Below are 22,422 nucleotides of genomic sequence, written 5' to 3'. Positions count from 1 at the left end.
TCATGTCATTACAAAACCGGTTTACTTGCGCGAGAAGTGCACGACCAGTCGGTCGCCCACCATTTGCAACACTTGCACCAGGATCAACAGCAATACCACGGTCACGATCATCACGTCAGTCTGGAAACGCTGGTAGCCGAAACGGATCGCCAGGTCACCCAGACCACCGGCACCGACCACACCGGCCATCGCCGTGTAGGAAACCAGTGTAATTGCCGTCACCGTAATCGCTGCAAAGATGCCCGGACGCGCTTCTGGCAGCAAGGCGTTGACGATGATCTGCCGCGTGGTCGCGCCCATCGACTGGGTCGCTTCGATGATGCCGCGATCGACTTCACGCAGGGCCGTTTCCACCAGCCGCCCGAAGAACGGCGTGGCGCCCACCACCAGTGGCGGGATCGCACCGGCCACGCCCAGCGACGTGCCGGTGATCAGCACGGTGAACGGGATCATCACGATCAACAGAATAATGAACGGCAGCGAACGCAGGATGTTCACCACCAGCGACAGGATCGCGTAGACACCGCGGTTTTCCAGCAACTGACGCGGGCTGCACAGGAACAGCAACACACCCAGCGGCAAGCCGAGCAGCACGGTGAACAACAACGAACCGCCGAGCATCAGCATGGTGTCGCCAGTGGCCAGCCAGATTTCGTACCAGTCGATATTGGCGAAGAAACTCATCAAGGCTTCCATTAACGCAGGACCTCCATGTGAACGTCAGCGGCGGTGAAGCGGGCGAATGCCGCTTCCATGTCGCCACCGGTGACGGCGAGGGTCAATTGCCCGTAAGGAATGTCTTTGATGCGGTCGATGCGACCGGCGAGGATGCTGTAGTCGACGCCGGTTTCCCGAGCGACGGTTCCGAGCAGCGGCGCGTAGGTCGCTTCGCCCTGGAACGTCAGACGCACGATGCGGCCCGGTACGTGCGCGAAGTCATCGCGCTGCTCGTTCTCATCGACCTGCTCGCTTTCCTGCACGAAACGCTTGGTGGTCGGATGCTGCGGATGCAGAAACACATCGGCCACCGAACCGTGCTCGACGATCACGCCAGCGTCCATCACGCCGACCTGATCGCACACGCGGCGGATCACGTCCATCTCGTGGGTGATCAGGACGATGGTCAGTTTCAGCTCGCGGTTGATCTCGGCCAGCAGTTGCAGGACCGAGGCCGTAGTCTGCGGATCAAGGGCGCTGGTGGCTTCGTCGCACAGCAGAATTTTCGGCTTGGTCGCCAGGGCGCGGGCAATGCCGACGCGCTGCTTCTGGCCACCGGACAACTGCGCGGGGAATTTCTTCGCGTGGTCGGACAGACCCACGCGCTTGAGCAACTCGGCCACACGCTGGTCGATCTCGGCTCGGGACAGTTCACCGGCGAGGGTCAGCGGCAGCGCGACGTTGTCGGCCACGGTCTTCGATGCCAGCAAGTTGAAGTGCTGGAAAATCATCCCGACCTGCTGACGGAAACGGCGCAGGCCGTTGGCGTCGAGCGCGGTGACTTCTTCGCCGTCGACGAAAATCTTGCCGCCACTGGATTGCTCCAGGCGATTGATCAGACGCAGCAGCGTACTTTTTCCCGCACCGGAATGGCCAATCAGGCCGTACACCTGACCGTTCTCAATCGTCAGACTGGTCGGGTGCAGGGCGGGGATGTCCTTACCGGCGACGCGGTAAGTCTTGTGGACGTTTTGAAACTCGATCACGTAGCGAACCTTGTGGGGCGCGTTGAAATGGGATCAGCGTTTAGCCGGGCGCGCATTTTAGCCTGTCCGTATAGAGGTTATTAGCATTTATTCCGCATGCAACCTTTGATTTGGCAATAACGCGATCAAAGGTCATAAAAAAGGAACGGCTGTTCTCTCTCATCGGTCATTACTTAAGCGACTTGAAACCCCGGGTGCCGTGCCCGGGAACCACTCAAGAGTCCTCGGCATGCCCCGGGGTCAAACGAGGAGTTTACGTCTGATGAGTACCAAGAAACCCGCTACCGACAAGAGCCAAATGGCCGGAACCGATGCCCCGGATCGCGCCAACACCAATACCAAGCTCGACAGCCTCGAGACATTCCGCTCCGATGCCACCGGCCAGGCCCTGCGCACCAATCAGGGCGTGAAGATTGCCGACAACCAGAACAGCCTCAAGGTCGGCGCGCGCGGGCCGTCGCTGCTCGAAGACTTCATCATGCGTGAAAAGATCACGCACTTTGACCATGAACGCATCCCGGAGCGCATCGTCCACGCCCGTGGCACCGGCGCGCATGGTTTTTTTCAGACCTACGAGAACCATTCGGCACTGACCAAGGCCGGTTTCCTACAGGATCCGGGCAAAAAGACGCCGGTATTTGTGCGTTTTTCCACCGTACAAGGGCCACGCGGCTCCGGCGACACCGTGCGTGACGTGCGCGGGTTTGCCGTGAAGTTTTTCACCGACGAAGGCAACTTCGATCTGGTCGGCAACAACATGCCGGTGTTCTTCATTCAAGACGCGATCAAGTTTCCCGACTTCGTTCACGCGGTGAAGCCCGAGCCGCACAACGAAATCCCGACCGGCGGTTCGGCCCATGACACGTTCTGGGACTTCGTTTCGCTGGTGCCGGAATCGGCGCACATGGTGATTTGGGCAATGTCCGACCGGGCGATCCCGAAAAGCCTGCGCAGCATGCAGGGCTTCGGCGTGCATACCTTCCGGCTGGTCAGCGCCGACGGCAAATCGCGCTTCGTCAAATTCCACTGGCGGCCTACTGCCGGTACTTGCTCGCTGGTGTGGGACGAGGCGCAGAAGCTTGCCGGTAAGGACACCGACTATCACCGTCGCGACCTGTGGGAAGCCATCGAGATGGGCGACTACCCGGAATGGGAACTCGGCGTACAGGTCATCGAAGAGGAAAACGAGCACGACTTCGATTTCGACATTCTCGATCCGACCAAACTGATTCCCGAAGAGATCGTACCGATCGTGCCGCTGGGCAAAATGACCCTCAACCGCAACCCGGACAACTTCTTCGCCGAGACCGAGCAAGTCGCGTTCTGCCCAGGCCACATCGTGCCGGGGATCGACTTCTCCAACGATCCGCTGCTGCAAGGTCGGCTGTTTTCCTACACCGATACGCAAATCAGCCGACTCGGCGGGCCGAACTTTCATGAGCTGCCGATCAACCGCCCGGTCGCGCCGTTCCACAACGGCCAACGCGATGCGCAGCACCGCACCACCATCGACAAGGGTCGCGCGTCCTACGAGCCGAACTCGATTGATGGCGGCTGGCCGAAAGAAACCCCACCGGCCGCGCAGGATGGCGGTTTCGAAACCTACCCGGAACGCATCGACGCGGCGAAGATCCGTCAGCGCAGCGAGTCGTTCGGCGATCACTTCTCCCAGGCGCGGTTGTTCTTTAACAGCATGAGTGCGCACGAGAAAGAGCACATCATCTCGGCTTACAGCTTCGAACTGGGCAAGGTTGAACGCGAGTTCATCCGTGCGCGGGAAGTGAACGAGATTCTCGCCAACATCGATCTGGAACTGGCCAAGCGTGTGGCCGAGAACCTTGGGTTGCCGGCGCCAACCAAGGGCACGGTCGAGGTGCGCAAGACGTCGCTGGAGAACTCGCCTGCGCTAAGCCAGGCCAATCTGCTGCCGGAAAACATCAAAACCCGCAAAGTCGCGATTCTGGCGGCGAACGGCGTCGATGGTGCAGCGATTGATGCAATGAAGAAGGCTTTGGCCGCAGAAGGCGCGCACGCGAAACTGCTCGGGCCAACGTCGGCGCCAGTGAAGACTGCCGATGGCAAAAGCCTGCCGGTGGATGCATCGATGGAAGGCATGCCTTCGGTGATTTTCGATGCGGTGTTCGTGCCGGGTGGCGCGGCGTCGATCAAGGCATTGAGCGGTGACGGCGTGGCGCTGCACTACGTGCTCGAGGCTTACAAGCATCTGAAGGCGATTGCCTTGCAGGGTGAAGCCAAACAGCTGCTGGATGTGCTGAAGCTGGAGGCGGATGCCGGGTTGCTTGAGGGCAAGGATGTCGGCGCGTTAACCAAGCCGTTCTTTGCTGCGATTGGACAGCATCGGGTCTGGGCGCGGGAGCCTAAAGCCAAAGCGATTCCGGCCTAGAAAGTAAAAGATCGCAGCCCAAGGGCTGCGATCTTTTTTTACGGTTTACGCGGACTCAAAACCATCTGCGCCGGCACTGTGCGCAAAATCTGTTTCTCGATCTTCAGATCGAAATCCGGATTCAATTTCTTTACACGCTTGCTGATCAAGTTCGCCAGCCACGGGTAATCGTTGGTACGCGGCGCCTGAATGGTCACAGCGCACTCATAATTCACCACATCGGCGGCAATCGCATCCAGTTGTCGGCGAAGTTTGTGGCTATCGGTGATGTTCAACGCAACCGTGGTGCTTTCAGCAGTAGGATCAATCACTCGCGCTTTCGGCTTGGCTTCAGCTGCGAGCAGCGCCGCTTCGGCTCTTTCCAGCTCAGCCTTGCGTGCTTCGGTGATCGCACCATTCACGCCGCCAGTCAGCGCCGGCGCTTTGGGCATCAGCGCACGAGCACGGCTCAACGCGGTAGCAGCAGCATTCACATCACCCTTCTGCAGGACGATCTGGCTACGGCGCAAATAGGCTTCGGCCAACTGCCGCTGGTATTGCTCAAGGGATTGATCGTTTGGTGTTGCGGTCTGCAACGTCGCCAATTGGGCTTCGGCGGTGGCCAGTTCGCTGCTGGCCAGGCTTTTCTCCAGCTGTGCGATGGCCGTGGCCCGCGCATCGGGGGCTTCAACCACCGGCGGCGTGCTTTGGCAGGCACCCAGCAGCAAGAATGCGACAAGGAGCAGATAACGGGAGGCGAACGGCTTCATTCCTGCGACTCTCTATTTGCGCAAAAAACGAGCAAGTCTACACCCCTCGACGGGGCAGAACAAAACTCAGCAGAAACAGTGCGGCCGCCGTCACAACGATTGACGGCCCGGCCGGGGTGTCCTTGAACCACGACAACGCCAGCCCGCCACACACCGCGAGTATGCCCAGCAGGCTCGCGCCCAGTGCCATCTGTTCCGGCGAGCGGGCGTGACGCTGTGCCGCAGCCGCCGGGATGATCAGCAGCGAAGTAATCAGCAATACCCCGACGATTTTCATCGCCACCGCGATCACTACCGCAATCAACAGCATCAACGCCATGCGCAGACCGGCCACCGGCAGGCCTTCAACTTTGGCCAGTTCCTCGTGCACGGTGATCGCCAGCAACGGCCGCCACAGCGCCAGCAATGTCACCAGCACCGCCGCGCTGCCACCGAGGATCCATGCCAGATCGGTCGGGCTGATCGCCAGCAGGTCGCCGAACAGGTAGGCCATCAGGTCGATCCGCACTTCATGCATGAAGCTTAGTACGACCAGACCGAGGGAGAGCGTGCTCGGTGCGAGAATTCCCAAAAGCGTGTCGGACGCCAGCGGTTGGCGTTGCTGCAAAGTCACCAACAATACCGCCAGCAGCAGACAGCCAACGGTCACCGCGACGGTCGGGCTGACATCCAGCAAAAAGCCCAGCGCCACGCCGAGCAACGCGGCGTGGGACAAGGTGTCGCCGAAATACGCCATGCGCCGCCAGACCACGAATGAACCCAACGGCCCGGCCACTATCGCCAGTGCCAGACCTGCAAGCAGGGCGTAAAGCAGAAAATCAGCCATGCTTGCAGCCATCTCCGTGAACGTGAGGTTGACCCGCTACCGGGCCTTTGACCACCGAACCGTGCAGGTCGTGGGCGTGGTCGTGATGGTGGTGATAGATCGCCAGGCTCTGCGCGTTCTTGCCGAACAGCTCGACAAACGCCGGATCGCCGCTGACTTGCTCGGGATGTCCGGAGCAGCAGACGTGGCGATTCAGACACACCACCTGGTCGGTGGTGCTCATCACCAGATGCAGATCGTGGGAAACCATCAGCACGCCGCAGCCGTGACGGTCGCGCAGACGGGTGATCAGGCTATACAGCTCGGCTTGTCCGGCAACGTCGACACCTTGCACCGGCTCGTCGAGCACCAGCAATTGCGGCTCGCGCAGCAACGCACGGGCGAGCAAAACCCGCTGCATTTCACCGCCGGAAACGCTCTGCACCGGGCTGTCGATCACGTGCTCGGCGCCGACTTCCTTGAGCGCCGCCAACGCGCGCGGACGATCCACACCCGGCACCAGCCGCAAAAAGCGCAGGACTGACAGTGGCAGGGTTGGATCGACGTGGAGTTTTTGCGGCATGTAGCCGACGCGCAGTTTCGGCTTGCGCCAGACGCTGCCACTGTCCGGCGTCAACAACCCGAGCACGGCGCGCACCAGCGTGGTTTTGCCGGCGCCATTAGGGCCGATCAGGGTGACGATCTGCCCCGGCTCGACGCTCAGGTGAATGTTGTCCAGCACGTTCTGCCCGGCGAACCGCACAGACACCTGCTCCAGACGGATCAACGTGTCGCTCATCAAGCCCCCCGGCAACCGGAGCACAAGCCGACCACTTCAACGGTCTGCGCTTCAACGATAAAACCGACGTCCTTGGCACTGTTGATGATCGCGTCGCTGATGGATTTTTGCTCAAGCTCGATCGCAGCATGGCATTCGCGGCAGATCAGGAACTGGCCCTGATGCGCGTGCTCCGGATGCACACAGCCGACGAAGGCGTTGAGCGAGGAGATGCGGTGCACCAGGCCGTTTTCCAGCAGAAAATCCAGCGCGCGGTACACGGTTGGCGGCGCGGCGCGGCGGCCGTCCTGCTCGCTGAGTACCGCGAGGATGTCGTAGGCGCCCAGCGGCTTGTGGCTTTGCCACACCAGTTCGAGCACCCGCCGGCGCAGGGCAGTCAGGCGCAGGCCTTTCTGAGCGCACAAGGTATCGGCCTCGGACAGAGCGCTGTGCACGCAATGTGAGTGGTCGTGGGGACGGCTGGCAATCGGTGTAATAGGCATGGGCGGCGACGAGTTTTGATAGAGACGTTATTATGTTACCCGTTCTCGCCTACTTGAGTGGTCACCGTGTCCCGACTTTTTTCTGTTTTTGTCGCATTCGTCACCGGTTTTCTGTTGATCGGTTCAGCTCAGGCCGAGGTAAAAGTCCTCACCAGCATCAAGCCGTTGCAGCTGATTGCCGCAGCAGTGCAGGACGGCGTGGCGATTCCCGAAGTGCTGCTGCCGCCGGGTGCTTCGCCGCATAACTACGCGCTGCGCCCGTCCGACGTACGGAAGGTGCAGTCGGTGGATCTGCTCTACTGGATCGGCCCGAGCATGGAAGGTTTCCTGCCGCGCGTGCTCAACGGTCGTACGCTGCCGAGCATCGCGGTGCAGGATCTGCCGGGGATGAAACTGCGGCACTTCGCCGAAGACAACCACTCGCATGCTGAAGAGGCTGATGAGCACGATCATGACCATCGTCCCGGCAGTCTCGATGCGCATTTGTGGCTATCACCGGTTAACGCACGGGTTATTGCCGACAAAATGGCCGCTGACCTAAGTGCTGCCGATCCAGCGAATGCCGAGCGCTATCAAAGCAACGCCAAGGCCTTCGACGAGCGTCTTGATGCACTGGATCTGCGATTGAAGAAGCGTCTGGCCAGCGTTGAAGGCAAGCCGTACTTCGTGTTCCACGAGGCTTTTGATTATTTCGAAGACGCCTACGGCCTGAAACATACCGGCGTGTTCAGCGTTGCGGCAGAAGTGCAGCCGGGCGCACAGCATGTGGCGGCGATGCGCACGTGGTTGCAGGAAGTGGGCAAGACTTGCGTATTCAGCGAACCGCCACTGCGGCCGCGTCTGGCAGAAACCCTGGTGGCGGGTTTGCCGGTGAAACTCGCGGAGCTGGATGCACTAGGCGGCTACACCCCGGCGACTGCTCAGGGTTATGAGCAGGTGCTGGAAAAACTGGGCAACGATCTGGCGGGTTGCCTGGAGTCTTTGTAATCCCATAAAAAGCTCGCAGCCTGCGGCAGCTCCTACACAGGTCTTTACTCACCCGCGATGGCGAGGCGAACCCGTGTAGGAGCTGCCGCAGGCTGCGATCTTTTGACCTTAAAGGGCGAACGGCAAATGAATGCTCACAGCCTGCCGCTGCGCCAACCGATGCTCAAACTCCAGCGGATCGTGAATCAACACGTCCTGCCCGGCAAACGTCTCCGCCGCGATCAAGCGCGATAGCCAGAACCGTACGCACGCCACGCGCAGCATGGTCGGCCACAACTCGGCCTCAGCCGCAGTAAAAGGTCGCAGCGCCGCATAGGCACCGAGAAACGCTCGGGCACGCGGGCCATCGATCAAACCATCCTCGTCCGAGCACCAATCGTTCAACGCAATCGCCACGTCGTAGAGCATCGGCCCCGAGCAGGCGTTGTAGAAGTCGATCAACCCGGTCAGGTGCGTGCCTTCAAACATCGCGTTGTCGCGAAACAGGTCAGCGTGGATGTTCGCCCGTGGCAGCGCGAGAATCTTGTCTTTCTGCTGGGTGATTTCATCCAGCGCCGTTTGCAGCAGCGCGCGCGGCTCGTCGCTCAGGTGCGAAAGAAACTGCGTGCCCTCCTCCAGCATCCAGTCCAGGCCACGATCAGTCTTGCGCTTGATCATGTTCGGGCCTTGGGTCGCCAGGTGCAGATGCGCCTGCAACTCGCCGACCTGCGCGCAATGCTGGGCATTGGCCTGCTTGATGTGCTTGCCGGCCAAGCGCGGTTGCAGCAGCGCCGGTTTGCCTTTGAGCTCACGCAACGCTTCACCATCTGTGGTGCGCAGCGCGTATGGCACCGGCAGATCGGCGTTATGCAGCACGTCGAGCAGGTCGATGAAGAACGGCATTTCCTGCACCGGGCCGCGCTCGACCAGAGTCAGGACGAACTCGCCCTGCTCCATGCTGATAAAGAAATTGGTGTTTTCACTGCCGGCGGCGATCCCCTGAAAATCCAGCAGACGGCCAAGCCCGTAAGGGGCGAGAAAAGTTTCCAGCTCGGGCCGAGCCAGCGGGGTGAACACAGACATGGTTAAAAACTGCTCAGTTCTGGCGCCGGGGTCGAACCGGCGCCGGTTGAATTTAAGAAACTACTTCCACTCGAAAATCTTCCACGAAGGAATCAGCATATCCGGCTGATCCGAGCGGATGAAATTTGCATCCGTACCGTCCGCGCGCACCAGAAAGTACGGCGGAAAACCCTTCTGGGTGACTTTGATCGCGTACAAAAAGCCATTCTGACGATATTCCTGAATGGTCTTGTCGCCTTCCGTGCGAATGGTTACCTCGGGTTCCCCGCCCGGCGCGTCATCTGCCGCCATTGCAGGCAATGGCGAGAGAGCAATCAAACTGACCAGCAGCAAGCGATTTAACGTACGCATGATAACCTTGTCCCTTTGTCGTCAACGGTCCCGCTATTCTAGCGCCGGACCCGCCGAAAAGGTTGATCCTGCTCATGAGCCAAGCCCCCCTCGTCCTGGTGGACGGTTCGTCTTACCTGTACCGCGCTTTCCACGCCCTGCCCCCGCTCACCACGTCCAAAGGCCTGCCGACCGGCGCGGTGAAGGGCGTGTTGAACATGCTCAAGAGCCTGCGCAAGCAGTATCCCGACAGCCCGTTCGCCGTGGTATTCGACGCCAAGGGTGGGACCTTTCGCGATGACATGTACGCCGAATACAAGGCCAACCGCCCAAGCATGCCGGATGACATGCGCGTGCAGATCGAGCCGCTGCATCAGAGCGTGAAAGCGTTGGGCTTCCCGCTGCTGTGCGTCGAAGGCGTCGAGGCCGATGACGTGATCGGCACCCTGGCGCGCAGCAGCGCGGCGGCGGATCGCCCGGTGATCATCTCCACCGGCGACAAGGACATGGCGCAGTTGGTCGACGGTCACATTACCTTGGTCAACACCATGTCCGGCAGCTCGATGGACGTGGAAGGCGTGAAAGAGAAATTCGGTGTCGCTCCTGAGCAGATCATCGATTATCTGGCGCTGATGGGCGATTCTTCCGACAACATCCCGGGCGTTCCCGGCATTGGCCCGAAGACCGCTTCCGGCCTGCTGGTGGGCGTCAACGGTGGCCTGACCGAGCTTTATGCACAGCTCGACATCGTGCCGACACTGCCGATTCGCGGCGCCAAGACCCTGGCCGCCAAGCTCGAAGAGCACAAGGAGATGGCGTTCCTCTCCTATCAATTGGCAACGATCAAGATCGACGTGCCGCTGGACGTCGAACTTGACGACTTGCAGATGGGCAAGGAAGACACGGCCAAGCTCTACGAGCTGTACACGCTGCTGGAATTCAAAAGCTGGATCAACGATCTGGATCGCGACGCCAAACGCCAGGAACTGAGCAGCGCAGCGGCGCCTGAGCCGGCCGGCGATCTGTTCAGCGCGCCGGAAGCCGAAGCGCCGGCCGCCGCCGCTGAAGCCGCTTATGAAATCATCCTCGATCAGGCGCGTTTCGATGTCTGGCTGGAAAAACTCAAGCAAGCCAAGCTGTTCGCTTTCGTCACCAAAACCACTGGCATTGACGCGCAACAGGCGCAACTGGTCGGCTTGTCGTTCGCTGTGCAGCCCAACGAAGCCGCCTACATACCGCTGACTCACTCCTACATCGGCGTGCCGGATCAGCTGGATCGCGACAGCGTTTTGCGTGCGCTCAAACCGATTCTGGAAGACCCGAACAAGCTCAAGGTCGGCCAGCACACCAAGTTCGATATGAACATTCTGGCCAACTGCGCCATCGGCGGGGACCAGAACGAAGGCATCACCGTACGCGGCATTGCCTTCGACACGATGCTTGAGTCCTACGTCCTTAATTCCACCGCCACTCGCCATGACATGCCCAGCCTCGCGCAAAAATACCTGGATCACGCCACCGTGAATTTTCAGGATATCGCCGGCAAGGGCGCCAAGCAGTTGACCTTCGACCAGATCGCTCTGGAACAAGCCGGGCCTTACGCCGCCGCAGACGCCGATGTCACCCTGCGCCTGCATCAGACGCTAATCGAAAAGCTCGACGCCATCCCGAGTCTGGCCAGGGTGCTGACCGACATCGAAATGCCGCTGGTGCCGGTGCTGGCGCGTATCGAACGTCAGGGCGCGTTTGTCGATGCCGAGCTGCTCGGTATTCAAAGCATCGAGCTGGGCAACAAGATGGTCGCACTGGAGCGCGAAGCGTTCGAGATCGCCGGTGAAGAATTCAACCTCGGCTCGCCCAAGCAACTCGGCGTGATTCTCTACGAAAAGCTCGGTCTGCCGGTGTTGAAGAAAACCGCCAAGGGCCAGCCGTCCACCGCCGAAGAGGTGCTGGCAAAACTCGCCGAAGACGATCACCGCCTGCCGAAAGTGCTGATGGAACACCGTTCCATGAGCAAGCTGAAAAGCACTTACACCGATCGCCTGCCGGAGCAGATCAACCCGCGCACCGGGCGCATCCACACCTCGTATCAGCAGGCTGTGGCATCTACCGGGCGCCTATCGTCCAGCGATCCAAACCTGCAAAACATTCCGGTGCGCACCGCTGAAGGCCGGCGCATCCGCCAGGCGTTCGTCGCGCAGAAAGGCTACAAACTGCTGGCGGCCGACTATTCGCAGATCGAGCTGCGGATCATGGCTCACCTGTCCAAGGACGAAGGCCTGATGAACGCCTTCCGCAACAATCTGGATGTGCACACCGCCACCGCCGCCGAAGTGTTCAAGGCCGAACTGCACGAAGTGACCTCCGATCAGCGCCGTGGCGCCAAGGCGATCAACTTCGGCCTGATCTACGGCATGGGCGCGCAGAAACTTGGCAAGGACATCGGCGTCGACACCAAGACTGCCAAGGCTTACATCGACACTTACTTCGCTCGCTATCCGGGGGTTCGTGAATACATGGATCGCACCCGCGCACAGGCTGCGGATCAGGGCTACGTGGAAACCTTCTTCGGCCGTCGCCTGTACTTGCCGGAGATCAACTCCAACAAGCCCCAGGAACGCGCAGCCGCTGAACGCACGGCGATCAACGCGCCGATGCAAGGCACGGCGGCAGACATCATCAAGAAAGCCATGGTTGCAGTGGATAACTGGTTGAGCACTTCCGGGCTGGACGCCAAAGTCATCCTGCAAGTGCACGATGAACTGGTGCTGGAAGTTCGCGAGGACCTGGTCGATCAGATCAGCAAGGAAATTCGCGTGCACATGAGCGAAGCGGCGAAGCTGGACGTGCCGCTGCTGGTGGAAGTCGGGGTTGGCAACAACTGGGACGAGGCGCACTAAGCCTCGCTGGTGCGCGGTTCTGCTGTGACATGCAGTCGCAGCAGAACCGTTGAAGGGTGCTTAGTCCGGATCGCTCTGGGGCTTATTCCAAAGCTATTTGAAAAAAATCTGAACTAATCTTGCGCTGAGCCACTCAGAGTTACTGAATGGCTGGTGAAGCCCTTCAATGCTCCTATGTTGTGTTAAGTGTTGGCAGATATCTGAACCCCGCCCTAGCGGTTCGGAACTTAAACCCCGGAACTTCTCCCTCCCCAATTGAAGTCCGGGGCTTTTTTTGCCTGCGATTTACTCAGCAGGCAGCTCTGTGCCCTTATCCGCCAGCTCCATCCAGCCCGCCAATACAGTGTAGGCGTCTTCCAGGCCCATACGCTTGGGCGCGGAAAACAGCTGGATGGTGACGTGATCACCCCAACCCTTACGAATTTCCGTCTGCACTTTGAGCAGCGTGTTCTTGGCTGCGCCGTAAGTCAGCTTGTCGGCTTTGGTCAGCAGGATGTGCATCGGCATGCCGGCCGCAACGGCCCAATCGAGCATCAGCAGGTCGAAATCGGTCATTGGATGACGAATGTCCATCATCAGAATCAGACCTTTCAAACTCTCGCGGCCGCCCAGATAGGCTTCCAGGTGACGCTGCCAGTGCATCTTCAGCGGGATCGGTACTTTTGCATAACCGTAGCCCGGCAGGTCGACCAGACGGCGTTCATCGTCTAGCTTGAAGAAGTTCAAGAGTTGCGTGCGACCTGGAGTTTTCGAGGTGCGCGCCAGGCTGGCGTGAGTCAGGGTGTTCAGCGCGCTGGATTTACCGGCGTTGGAACGACCGGCAAACGCCACTTCGAAGCCTTCGTCGTCAGGGCATTGATCGACTTTGGCGGCACTGAGCATGAACGTGGACTGTTGGCACAGGCCGAGGATGGGATTTTTGAGCTGCATGGGATTTCCGATGTGGGCGGCGCCGGGATTGGGCGCGGAACGCGGTGTCGCTTCCGTTTCAGTGACGCCAGTATATAATGCCGCAGATTTTGTGTGTGCTTTGTCCCAGCGTAGGATGAAGTCCACGGGAGCGACAGACCTTGATTGCGCATTAGAACGCAGAACGCTCTCAACCCTGAAAAGGTCGTTTTATGACGAAATGGCTGCTGGCAGCCGGAGTCTTGATGCCGCTTTACAGCGCGCAGGCTACACAAGATCCGGAAGCAGTGTACAACCGTGTTTGTGGTGCCTGTCATTCCGGCCAACTACCCATGGCGCCCGCAAGAGGCGATCAGGCAGCTTGGACGCCGAGGTTGGCGAAAGGTATGGAGACGCTGGTGCAACACGTGACCCAGGGTTTCAAGGCGATGCCGCCGCGTGGTTTGTGCATGGACTGCAGTGCCGAGGATTACCAAGCCATCATCCTTTGGATGAGCGAGTAAGCCCGGTCCATAACTCTTAACCCTTAGCCGTAGTTGGATTAGCTGATGAACAAATTGATCGTGAGTCTGCTGTTGACCGTGGGAATCACCGGCATGGCCCATGCCGCAGGCGATGCAACCGCAGGCCAGGCGAAAGCCGCCGTGTGCGGCGCCTGTCATGGCCCGGATGGCAACAGCATGGCGCCAAACTTTCCAAAACTGGCGGGCCAGGGTGAACGCTACCTGACCAAGCAGTTGCACGACATCAAGTCGGGCAAGCGTGTCGTGCTGGAAATGACCGGCCTGCTGACCAACCTGAGCGATCAGGATCTGGCCGACATGGCCGCCTGGTTTGCCAGCCAGAAAGGCAGCGTCGGCGCCGCCGATCCAAAGCTCGTCGCTCGCGGTGAAGCGCTGTTCCGTGGCGGCAACCTCGCCAAAGGCCTGCCAGCCTGCACCGGCTGCCACTCGCCGAACGGCACCGGCAACGCCGCCGCCGGTTTCCCGCACCTGGGCGGCCAACACGCTCAATACATCACCAAGCAACTGACCGATTTCCGTAAGGAAGAAGGCGGCCGTACCAACGACGGCGACACCATGACCATGCAGACCATCGCCAAACGCCTGAGCGACGAAGACATCGCCGCGGTGTCGAGCTACATTCAGGGCCTGCACTAAGGGCGTCTCCTGCGGCGGACATCTCGCGTTACGTTAACGCTCGATTAATCCGTCGCGGCAAGTATAAAAAGGGTGGCTTTGGCTGCCCTTTTTTGTGGCCGCTGCCGTTACACTACAGAACTCATGCCCGCCAGGATCTGTCTGAAAACAGGTCGCGCGAGGCGACCAAAATTGTCCAGGAGTAAAGCATGCGTAATCTGATCATCAGCGCCGCCCTCGTCGCTGCCAGCCTGTTCGGCGTGACCGCTCAAGCTGCCGAAGCCCCTGCCGCTCCATTCGTCGAACTGAGCAATCCGGTACCGGTTGCCGTGCCGGGCAAGATCGAAGTGGTAGAGCTGTTCTGGTATGGCTGCCCGCACTGCTACGCGTTTGAGCCGGTGATCAATCCGTGGGTCGAGAAACTGCCGTCCGACGTCAACTTCGTGCGCATTCCTGCCATGTTCGGCGGCCCGTGGGACGCTCACGGCCAGATGTTCCTGACCCTCGAAGCCATGGGCGTCGAGCACAAGGTGCACAACGCCGTGTTCGAAGCGATCCAGAAAGAACACAAGAAGCTCACCGACAAGAACGACATGGCCGACTTCCTCGCCACTCAAGGCGTAGACAAGGACAAGTTCCTCGCGACCTTCGACTCGTTCGCCATCAAAGGGCAGATCGTCAAAGCTCGCGAACTGGCGAAGAAGTATCAAGTCACCGGTGTTCCGACCATGGTCGTCAATGGCAAATACCGTTTCGACATCGGCTCGGCCGGCGGTGCTGAACAAGCGCTGAAACTGGCTGACCAACTGGTCGCCAAAGAGCGAGCGACCAACAAGGCAGCTGCCAACTAAGCGCGGCAATCGCCATGCGCCGCTGGGGAACTGAACGTCTCGTTGGCCTGCACGATCCGCAGGTCAACGAGCATCACCTGGAATCCACGGGCCTGCCCGCAGACAGTCGTCTGCGCTTGCTCAGTTTCAACATCCAGGTCGGCATCAGCACCGAGCGTTATCGGCACTACCTGACCCGCAGCTGGCAGCATTTGCTGCCGCACACCGGGCGCTCCAACAATCTGCAAAAGATCGGCAATCTGCTCGGCGACTTCGATCTGGTCGCCTTGCAGGAAGCCGATGGCGGCAGCCTGCGTTCAGGCTACGTCAATCAGGTCGAGCACCTGGCGCACCTTGGTGCGTTTCCCTATTGGTATCAACAACTCAATCGCAACCTCGGTCGACTCGGCCAGCACAGCAATGGCGTGCTCAGTCGTCTGAAGCCGTGGGCGATTGAAGATCACCCGCTGCCGGGGCCGAAAGGTCGCGGTGCGATTCTGGTGCGTTTCGGCGAAGGTCCGGAAGCGCTGGTGGTAGTGATGATGCATCTGGCCCTCGGCGCCCGTGTGCGCAGCATGCAACTGGCGTACATTCGCGAGCTGATCGGCGGCTACAAGCACCAGATCCTGATGGGTGACATGAACACCCACGCCAGCGACCTGCTGCAAAATTCGCCACTGCGCGACCTTGGCCTCCTCGCCCCGCAACTCGAAGCGACGTTCCCCAGCTGGCGCCCGCAGCGCTGTCTGGATCATATTCTGCTGAGTCCGACCCTGACCCTCGAAAAGGTCGAAGTGCTGGCTCAGCCTATTTCCGATCACCTGCCGGTCGCGGTAGAGATTCGTCTGCCGGGTTCGCTCACGGCTGATGCATTGCCCGCGTTGAGTCCTGCCCCTCGCGGAACCCCTGAATGAGCGACGAAGCCCAGCGCTGGAAAGAGAAGTACCTCAAAAGCATCGAACAACAGGAAAAGCTCGAACGTCGATGGGACGCCCGGCTCGACCTGCTGCGCCGTGGCCTGGTGCGCAGCACACTGGCAGCCGAGGGCACCGACCGCGTGGTTGACCAGTGCATGAAAGAGATGCGCGATGTGGTGCGCACCGACGAGATGGATGCCGGCCTCGCCGCTTTGCTGCCACGTCTGGAAAAAGCCGTGCTCGACTCCGAGCAACGCCGGGAAACCCGCATCGATCAGATGAGTACCGCGCTGACTTCGCTGGTCACGCAGTTGCAAGCCTTGCCGTTGCCGCGCGAAGTCGCGCAGCCGCTGAAGAAGTTCGCCAAACAGCTCGACGGTCGAGTCGGCCAGGCGCGCGAGATGCCGCTGCTGCTGGGTGAGCTCAGCGGTCTGCAGGGCAAGGCGTTGAGCCTGTTGGAGACACCGGCCGAGCCGGGGCGTCCAGGATTGTTGCAGCGGCTGTTTGGTGGTCGGGATAACGAGCAAGCGCCGGCGTCCGAGGCGCACGCTCCAGCTGTGACGCCTGTGGCACAACAGCAACAAACGCCCGCAGCCGAAGAGCTTGTCGCGCCGCCAGCAGCCACTGCCGCAGTCGCCGAGCCGGTAATGGTCGTTGCAGCCAAGGAAGCTCCAGCCGTAGTGCCCGTCGACGTCCACGCACCAACGCCCGCGCCGCGTCCAGCGCTGGAGCCAGAGCCGGAGGTTGTCGCGTTCGAACCTCCAGCGATCACCCCTGAATTCGTCAGTAAACCGGTCGAACCCGAGCCAGAACTCTCCACAGCTCCGGTAACCGCCACAGCTTTCAACCCCGACGAACTGATCCACCCCGGGGATGCCCCGCCGCCATTGATCCTCGACAGCCTGCCCCTGCCCGAACCCATCGCTCAGGCCTTGGCTGCCATCGATCCGGAGCAGTCCGAGCAAGACATCCTCTATGCGCTGCCGGATTCCCCCGAGCCGTCCTACAGCTCGGTGGCCAAGCACATCGAAGATACCTTGCTCGGTCTGCTCGATGACCTGACCTTGCCGGAGCGTCATCGCCCACAAGCCGAAGCCATGCGTGATCGACTGAAAAACGGCCTTAACTGGTACGAACTGCTGCCGATCCTCGACGATCTGGCAACTCTGATGCTGGCGATCACCGACAGCGGCCAGCACGAATTCGAAGCCTACTTGCAGCAACTCAACGAGCGCCTCGAAGCGTTCCAGAGCAATCTGCAAGCCGCCAGCGACGGGCACGCTGACAACAGCTCCGCCGCGCGGGAGATGGAGTCGCAGATCCGTGAGCAAGTCGACGGCCTGCAAACCAGCGTGCAGGACGCGGCCGATCTGGAAGACCTCAAGCAAGTGCTGGAGAACCATCTGGAAGGCCTGCTCGGTACCATGGATCAGCATCAGAAGCAGCGCGACGCCCGCGAGCAGGAAGTCGCCGGTCGCCTGAAAAGCCTGGCCGAACGCGTCGCACACATGGAACAGGAAGCCCTCGGCTACCGCGAACACCTTGAAGAACAACGTCAGAAAGCCATGATCGACCCGCTGACCGGGCTGCCCAACCGTGCAGCGTGGAGCGAACGCCTCGAACATGAAATCAGCCAGTGGCAGCAGCACGGCAACACCCTGAGCCTGGCGATGCTCGACCTTGATCACTTCAAACGCATCAACGACAACTATGGCCATCTGGCCGGCGACAAAGTGTTGAAGATCATCGCCACAGTGCTGCGCAAACGTCTGCGCGGCAGTGACTTCATCGCGCGCTTCGGTGGCGAAGAGTTTGTTCTGCTGCTACCGGCAACGCCGCCAACTATCGGCGCCAAATTGCTGGAAACCCTGCGCGCGGCGATCGAAGCCTGCCCGTTTCACTTTAAAGGTGAACGGGTGACCATCACTATCTCGATGGGACTTGCCTCGTTCAAACCGGGAGAACACAGCGATCTGGTACTGAAAAGAGCCGATCAGGCGCTATACCGCGCGAAAAACGCCGGACGCAACCGGGTCGAGCTGGGCTGAGGGCAATTGTTCCATATTGTTTAATTCAGCCCGCAAGCCTTTGAAGCTCAGGGCAGTACGTTACACTGTTGCATTATTGTCTTGTGCGTACTGCCCTTTATCATGAAATTTTTAGCCCTCATTGCTTCTCTTCTGGTACTCGCCGGTTGTGCCAGCGGCCCGCGTTTCGACACCAGCCATCCTTCGGTCAATCACGACAGCCGCGTGCAGTTCGTGATCGTGCATTACACCTCTGCGTCCCTTGAGCGCTCCCTGCAATTGCTGACTCATGGCGAGGTGAGCAGCCATTACCTGATCGGCGACGACAAAACTGCCACCACCTACAAGCTGATGGATGAAAATCAGCGCGCCTGGCATGCCGGTGAAAGTGAGTGGGATGGCCGTACATGGCTCAACTCGAGTTCGATCGGCATCGAGATCGTCAATCCCGGATTCAAGGACACCCCGACCGGGCGCGTCTGGTATCCATACAGCGAAGCGCAGATCCAGAGCCTGATCGTCCTGCTCAAGGACATCAGCCAACGTCAGGGCATCAGCCCGCGCCATATCATCGGCCACAGCGACATCGCACCGCTGCGCAAGCTCGATCCGGGGCCGCTGTTCCCGTGGAAGCGCCTGGCCGCTGAAGGTCTGGGCCTGTGGCCGAATGAACAAGCCGTGGCGCGCCAGCAAGTGCAGTTCAATAACGAACTGCCGAGCATCGGCTGGTTTCAGTCGCAGCTCGCACGCGTGGGCTACGCGACGCCACAGACCGGCGAACTGGATGTCGCCACCCGCCATGTGCTCGCAGCCTTCCAGATGCACTACCGCCCTACCCGCTTCGACGGTACGCCGGATGCGCAAACCGCAGCGCTGCTACTGGTTTTGAATCAGACAAAATAATGACACCCGCCCGACGGTCAGGGCGAAACGGCAAACAGCAGCTATAACTCATTGGTAATTCTTCGGAAATCCATGATGGTAGCTACCCGAGAAACGCTGCGTAGCTGGTTTTATCGCCCTTGGTTTTTGGCGATGATCGCGGCTGTTCTCAGTGCGAGCCTGTTGATCACTGGCGGGCTGTTCGTCGCCATGCGCCAGGTCGAACAAAGCGAAAGTCGGGAAATGAATGCTCAGGGCGAGCGCTTCCTCGCCCGCCTCGAACAATTGTTCGGGCAATTACGTGAAAGCCTCGACGATCTCGAGGCCCAGCCTCTGCGCAGCTGTGACGACGATATGATCGCCACCTTGCAGCAAGTCACCTTCAATTACCGCTTCGTGTATGAAGCGGCCTACATGGACGCTGCGCGAATCTGCTCCAACCGTCCGCGCCAGGAAGGCCTGACGGTGGTTCGCGCGCCGGATATCAAAGGCCCGACTTACAGCTATTGGCTGAACACCACCACTGAACCGGATGAAAACCGCGCCGCCCTGATGCTCGGCCGGGGCAATTTTCGCGTGGCCACCTCGCGCGGGCATCTGACCGACATGGTCGATCTGTCGCCCGGCAGCAGCCTGCTGGTGGTACTCGATCACGGCACGCGCGCAATTCCGGTGCTGGGCACGCCGCACGCCTGGCCACCCACCGAACCATGGCCACCCATAAACCCTGAAGCACTGCAAATTACCCAGGCCAATCTGATTTACCGCATGCCGACCAATAATCCGGAATATCAGCTAGTGCTGATCACGCCGCGTACCGGCATGCACATTCCGGAAGTGTGGTGGTGGATGGTGCCGTTCTGCCTGATGCTCGGTGCCTTTGTTGGAGCATCGGTGTTCTGGCTGGTACGCCAGCGCCAGTCGCTGGATGCCGAACTGCATGGAGCGATCCGCCGTGGCGAGTTGCAAGTGCTGTATCAACCGATCTTCGATCTCGACAGCCGCAACTGCGTGGGTGCCGAGGCGCTGCTGCGCTGGCGTCGGCCGGACGGCACGCTGACCAGTCCCGACCTGTTCATTCCGATGGCGGAAAACACCGGGCAGATCCGGCAGATGACCGACTTCGTCCTGCAGCGTCTGCTCGAACAATTGGGCCAACTCCTGCGCGCCAATCCGCAGCTGTATATCTCGGTGAACCTGGCGGCGTGTGACGTGATGGTGCCGCGTATCGGCCAGGTAATGGCGCGGCTGCTGACTCTGCACCGGGTCGCGGCGCGGCAGATTGCTTTCGAGGTAACCGAACGCGGTTTGATTGACGTGGTGGTAGCCCGGGAAAACCTGCAAGCCTTGCGCGATGTCGGGCATCAGGTGCTGATCGACGACTTCGGCACCGGCTATTGCAGCCTCGCGTACCTGCAAACCCTGCCGGTGGATTGCCTGAAGATCGACAAGGCGTTCATCGACGCCCTCGGCCATGACGCCGCCAGCAGCGGCGTCGCGCCGCACATCATTCACATGGCGCAGGCGCTGGACCTGAAAGTGATTGCCGAAGGCATCGAGCTCGAATCACAAGCGGCGCTGCTCAGTAGCGAAGGCGTGAAATTTGGTCAGGGCTGGCTGTTCGCGCATGCGCTGAGCGCTGTGCAGTTCATTGAACTGATCACGCGCGGCCGACGCCTCGCGGGCCGGCGCATCGACGACGAAGCCTAAACCGCCAGCGCCATGTAGAACTGCGTACCCTGCCCCGGCCGCGAATAAACGCCCATGCGGCCGCCATGCAACTGGACGATTTCCTTGCACAGCGCCAAGCCAAGCCCGGCGCCGCCCTTCTTGCGCCCGACCTGCACGAACGGCTCGAAAATCCGTCCCTGCTGGCCGTAGGCAATGCCTTCGCCGTTGTCTTCGACGCTGATGATCACCCGCTCGCCATGGCGACGTGCCTGCAAACGGATCCGTCCGTCGCGGGCAGTGTGGCGCAAGGCATTGTCGATCAGGTTATCCAACACTCGATCAAGCTGCGCCTGATCAGCCTGCAAGCGCGGGAGCGGCCCCTGCACTTCCACATTCAGCGCGATGCCTTTTTCAGCGGCCGAATCGACGAAGCGCGACTGCGCCTGCGTCAACAGATCCTCGATGCAGCACGGTGCCAGGGTGAGTTTCTGCAGGCCGCTCTGGTAACGGGAAAAATTCAGCAGATCGTTGATCAGCTGCATCAAGCGCTGCATCTCTTCATTGACCGTATCCAGCAGGTCAGCCTCGCGCGACTCTGGCGGAAATTTCGCCCGCTCGCGAAACAGGCCGAACGCCATGTGCATGCCGGTTACCGGCGTGCGCAACTCGTGGGATGCGCGCAGCACGAATTCGCTGCGCACCCGCTCGAAGGCGCGCTGCTCGGTGACGTCGTGCAACACCATCACCGCGCCGAGGATGTGCCCTTCGGTGTGGCTGACCGGGGTCAGGCTGTAGGTCAGCAGGCGCGACTCGCCATCGACCTCGATGCTCAAATCTTCCGGCGCGCGTTCCAGGCTGCCGCCGCGCAACACCAGCTGCAACTGATTGTCCAGCTCCGGGCGTTCCAGCGCGGTGCCCAAGCCTTGCCCGAAGCGGTCGCTGTCCCAACCCAATTGGCGCTGGGCCACCGGGTTGAGGTGCTCCAGATGGCCTTCGCGGTCGATCATCAGCAAGCCGTCGTCGATACTGTCGAGCACCGCTTGCAAACGTTGCTGACCGGCCAGCAGTTCATCGACATTGGTGGCCTGGTGCTCGCGCAGGGCTTCAGCCATCAGCCCGAAGCGCCGCGATAACAGATTCACCTCCATCGCCGACGATGCCGGCAAGATCACCTCAAAGTTGCCCTGACCGATATTGTCAGCCGCTTTGGCCAACGCCTCGATCGGCGCGCCGAACCTGCTGGCAATCCCGTGCGCGGTAACGAACCCGATGATCAACACCGCCAGCCCCACCAGCCCGAGCAGGCCAGCCACCAGCAGCGCTCGATCACGCGCCACGTGTTGTACTGAGTTGATATTGTCCAGCGCATGCTTGTGTTCGGTGATCAGCCCGTTGCGCAGGGTGTTGAAGCGCTCGCGCAGGTCGCCGCCGCTTAGAGCAAGGCCCGGATCGCGTGACGCATCGAAAGCCTCGAGGAACTTCAGATAATCTGACTTCGCCTGACTGAAGCCATAATGCCGACCGTCATCTGTTTGTTCTTGGGCGATACCTTCGTCCAGCAGCTGGAAGTAGTGCTGCTTGGAAGCCTCGAAAGCCGCCGGATCGCGCTTCTCGGCGAGCATCATGATCAGTTGATCGCCGAGGGTCTGACGCAGCTTGAGGCCCAGATCAAGGGTGACGAAGTTGTTGCGGATCGTCGCCTCCTGAGTGCCGGCCATCTGCATCACGCTGACCAGCCCGAGCAACAGCCCGAGCAGGGCCACGGTGATCAGTGCGGAAATACTCAGGAACAACCGCGTCCGCAACTTCATCGCCAGTTTCATCGG

General features: G+C 60.4%; 20 protein-coding genes. 10 read left to right on the top strand and 10 right to left on the bottom strand.

The features are described from left to right. Positions 1–21: 21 nt before the first annotated feature. Both ACP7BN_RS09960 and ACP7BN_RS09955 read right to left on the bottom strand, forming a co-directional pair. Positions 22–696 carry a methionine ABC transporter permease gene (locus ACP7BN_RS09960; protein ID WP_426203661.1) on the bottom strand — a complete coding sequence of 225 codons (675 nt, stop codon included), beginning with the start codon at positions 694–696 and terminating at the stop codon, positions 22–24. Next, positions 696–1,703: a methionine ABC transporter ATP-binding protein gene (locus ACP7BN_RS09955; RefSeq protein ID WP_426203659.1), complete on the bottom strand. Its 1,008-nt coding sequence runs from the start codon at positions 1,701–1,703 to the stop codon at positions 696–698. Before ACP7BN_RS09955 ends, ACP7BN_RS09960 begins: the two co-directional genes overlap by 1 nt. A 262-nt stretch (positions 1,704–1,965) precedes the next feature. On the opposite strand from ACP7BN_RS09955, the gene katE reads away from it, so the two are divergent. Next, complete coding sequence (katE, locus tag ACP7BN_RS09950) at positions 1,966–4,107, top strand: catalase HPII (RefSeq protein ID WP_426203657.1); 2,142 nt, start codon at positions 1,966–1,968, stop codon at positions 4,105–4,107. Between the two features lie 38 nt (positions 4,108–4,145). Here katE and ACP7BN_RS09945 read toward each other — a convergent pair whose 3' ends face one another. The 4 genes from ACP7BN_RS09945 to ACP7BN_RS09930 are packed head-to-tail and all read right to left on the bottom strand — an operon-like array spanning position 4,146 to position 6,942. Further along, on the bottom strand, positions 4,146–4,856 hold the full coding sequence (locus tag ACP7BN_RS09945) for a PA5502 family lipoprotein (protein WP_426203655.1): 711 nt from the start codon (positions 4,854–4,856) through the stop codon (positions 4,146–4,148). Between the two features lie 37 nt (positions 4,857–4,893). After that, positions 4,894–5,682, bottom strand: coding sequence for a zinc ABC transporter permease subunit ZnuB (gene znuB, locus ACP7BN_RS09940; protein WP_426203652.1), 789 nt, complete (start codon positions 5,680–5,682; stop codon positions 4,894–4,896). Beyond that, positions 5,675–6,460, bottom strand: a complete 786-nt coding sequence (gene znuC, locus ACP7BN_RS09935; protein WP_420650014.1) for a zinc ABC transporter ATP-binding protein ZnuC — start codon at positions 6,458–6,460, stop codon at positions 5,675–5,677. Before znuC ends, znuB begins: the two co-directional genes overlap by 8 nt. Then, entirely contained in the window at positions 6,460–6,942 is a 483-nt protein-coding gene (locus ACP7BN_RS09930; protein ID WP_420650015.1) for a Fur family transcriptional regulator, read from the bottom strand. Before ACP7BN_RS09930 ends, znuC begins: the two co-directional genes overlap by 1 nt. A 66-nt stretch (positions 6,943–7,008) precedes the next feature. Between ACP7BN_RS09930 and ACP7BN_RS09925 the strand changes: the two genes are divergently transcribed. Continuing rightward, entirely contained in the window at positions 7,009–7,929 is a 921-nt protein-coding gene (locus ACP7BN_RS09925; protein WP_426203650.1) for a zinc ABC transporter substrate-binding protein, read from the top strand. 108 nt (positions 7,930–8,037) lie between these two features. On the opposite strand, the gene ACP7BN_RS09920 is transcribed toward ACP7BN_RS09925, so the two are convergent. Together ACP7BN_RS09920 and ACP7BN_RS09915 are read right to left on the bottom strand one after the other, a co-directional pair. Beyond that, on the bottom strand, positions 8,038–8,991 hold the full coding sequence (locus ACP7BN_RS09920; RefSeq protein WP_426203647.1) for a homoserine kinase: 954 nt from the start codon (positions 8,989–8,991) through the stop codon (positions 8,038–8,040). Between the two features lie 60 nt (positions 8,992–9,051). Next, positions 9,052–9,342: a DUF2782 domain-containing protein gene (locus ACP7BN_RS09915; RefSeq protein ID WP_420650018.1), complete on the bottom strand. Its 291-nt coding sequence runs from the start codon at positions 9,340–9,342 to the stop codon at positions 9,052–9,054. Between the two features lie 74 nt (positions 9,343–9,416). Between ACP7BN_RS09915 and polA the strand changes: the two genes are divergently transcribed. After that, positions 9,417–12,221 carry a DNA polymerase I gene (gene polA / locus ACP7BN_RS09910; protein ID WP_426203644.1) on the top strand — a complete coding sequence of 935 codons (2,805 nt, stop codon included), beginning with the start codon at positions 9,417–9,419 and terminating at the stop codon, positions 12,219–12,221. Between the two features lie 285 nt (positions 12,222–12,506). Here polA and yihA read toward each other — a convergent pair whose 3' ends face one another. Continuing rightward, positions 12,507–13,151, bottom strand: a complete 645-nt coding sequence (gene yihA / locus ACP7BN_RS09905; protein ID WP_420650020.1) for a ribosome biogenesis GTP-binding protein YihA/YsxC — start codon at positions 13,149–13,151, stop codon at positions 12,507–12,509. 191 nt (positions 13,152–13,342) lie between these two features. On the opposite strand from yihA, the gene ACP7BN_RS09900 reads away from it, so the two are divergent. The 7 genes from ACP7BN_RS09900 to ACP7BN_RS09870 all read left to right on the top strand — a co-directional run bounded on the left by ACP7BN_RS09900 (position 13,343) and on the right by ACP7BN_RS09870 (position 20,635). Continuing rightward, positions 13,343–13,633, top strand: a complete 291-nt coding sequence (locus tag ACP7BN_RS09900; protein WP_420650021.1) for a c-type cytochrome — start codon at positions 13,343–13,345, stop codon at positions 13,631–13,633. A gap of 45 nt (positions 13,634–13,678) precedes the next feature. After that, positions 13,679–14,290 carry a c-type cytochrome gene (locus ACP7BN_RS09895; RefSeq protein ID WP_420650022.1) on the top strand — a complete coding sequence of 204 codons (612 nt, stop codon included), beginning with the start codon at positions 13,679–13,681 and terminating at the stop codon, positions 14,288–14,290. 188 nt (positions 14,291–14,478) lie between these two features. Further along, entirely contained in the window at positions 14,479–15,120 is a 642-nt protein-coding gene (locus ACP7BN_RS09890) for a thiol:disulfide interchange protein DsbA/DsbL (protein WP_426203640.1), read from the top strand. Positions 15,121–15,134: 14 nt separating this feature from the next. After that, the gene (locus ACP7BN_RS09885) at positions 15,135–16,013 is read left to right on the top strand and encodes an endonuclease/exonuclease/phosphatase family protein (protein WP_420650024.1); all 879 of its coding nucleotides are present in this window, start codon (positions 15,135–15,137) and stop codon (positions 16,011–16,013) included. Then, on the top strand, positions 16,010–18,064 hold the full coding sequence (locus tag ACP7BN_RS09880) for a diguanylate cyclase (RefSeq protein ID WP_426203635.1): 2,055 nt from the start codon (positions 16,010–16,012) through the stop codon (positions 18,062–18,064). The genes ACP7BN_RS09885 and ACP7BN_RS09880 overlap by 4 nt, the downstream gene beginning before the upstream one ends. Before the next feature lie 102 nt (positions 18,065–18,166). Then, positions 18,167–18,946, top strand: coding sequence for an N-acetylmuramoyl-L-alanine amidase (locus ACP7BN_RS09875; RefSeq protein ID WP_426203634.1), 780 nt, complete (start codon positions 18,167–18,169; stop codon positions 18,944–18,946). 72 nt (positions 18,947–19,018) lie between these two features. Beyond that, positions 19,019–20,635: an EAL domain-containing protein gene (locus ACP7BN_RS09870; RefSeq protein ID WP_420650027.1), complete on the top strand. Its 1,617-nt coding sequence runs from the start codon at positions 19,019–19,021 to the stop codon at positions 20,633–20,635. Here ACP7BN_RS09870 and ACP7BN_RS09865 read toward each other — a convergent pair. Continuing rightward, entirely contained in the window at positions 20,632–22,419 is a 1,788-nt protein-coding gene (locus ACP7BN_RS09865; protein ID WP_426203630.1) for an ATP-binding protein, read from the bottom strand. The genes ACP7BN_RS09870 and ACP7BN_RS09865 overlap by 4 nt on opposite strands. Positions 22,420–22,422 lie beyond the last annotated feature (3 nt).

The organism is Pseudomonas sp. TWP3-1 (assembly GCF_049896625.1).
Lineage (GTDB): Bacteria > Pseudomonadota > Gammaproteobacteria > Pseudomonadales > Pseudomonadaceae > Aquipseudomonas.
This window is presented reverse-complemented; position numbering and strand designations above follow the sequence as displayed.